Annotated in this window: 1 protein-coding gene; it reads left to right on the forward strand. The window is 37.7% G+C overall.

What is annotated here, in order from left to right; all coding sequences use genetic code 11:
• Positions 1-108 precede the first annotated feature (108 nt).
• Positions 109-1,010 (forward strand): replication initiation protein RepM (gene repM / locus FTV34_RS17735; protein ID WP_180070947.1); only part of this gene is annotated, 902 nt, incomplete at its 3' end.

The following is a 1,010-nucleotide window of genomic DNA, read 5'->3' on the forward strand; positions in this document are numbered from 1 at the left end:
CCGTTATAAAGATACAATTACTCCGCATTTAGCACCATTATAGGAATTGTATCTATTGATACATTGGTGTAATGTGTATCTTTATAAATATAATTGAACCCTTTTAATATGAAAAACGAGCTTGTTGTGAAAGATAACGCCTTGATTAATGCGAGTTACAACCTTGAAGTAACAGAACAGCGCTTAATCCTTTTAGCGATTATTAATGCTAGGGAAACTGGGCAAGGCATTACATCTGATAGCAAATTAGAAATTCACGCACACGACTACGCTAGTCGTTTTGATGTGAGCAATAGCGGTGCTTATAAAGCGTTGAAAGAAGCCGTAAATAACCTGTTTGATCGTCAATTCTCATTTAAAGAACCTGACAAGCAAGGAAATTTAGGTGTAGTAAGGTCAAGATGGGTAAGCCGTATTAAGTATATTGATGCGACAGCAACCTTAGAAGTTACGTTTGCGCCTGACGTTGTACCATTGATCACAAGGCTTGAGCAGCATTTTACAAGCTACCAACTGAAGCAAGTCGCACAGCTTACAAGCAAGTACGCTATAAGGCTTTATGAAATGCTGATAGCTTGGCGAGCTACAGGTAAAGTACCTGGGATTGAGCTATCAGAATTTAGAAATAGATTAGGCGTAGGCGATAATGAATACACGGCAATGAATAACTTTAAAAGCCGTGTGCTAGAACCAGCAATCAAACAAATCAATGAACACACTGATATAACTGTAAAAGTAGAACAACATAAAAAAGGGCGCACTATTAGCGGCTTTTCATTTAAGTTTAAGCAAAAGCAACAGCCGAAAATTGAAAAACCGAAAGACCTCAAGCGAGATCCAAACACACCTGACTTTTTTATAAAAATGACCGATGCACAACGTCATTTATTTGCAAACAAAATGTCTGAAATGCCCGAAATGTCTAAGTATTCACAAGGTACAGAAAGCTATCAGCAATTTGCTGTACGTATTGCAGAAATGCTTTTACAGCCTGAAAAGTTTAGGGAACT

This window comes from Acinetobacter sp. YH16038 (genome assembly GCF_013417275.1).
In the GTDB taxonomy this organism is placed as follows: Bacteria; Pseudomonadota; Gammaproteobacteria; order Pseudomonadales; family Moraxellaceae; genus Acinetobacter.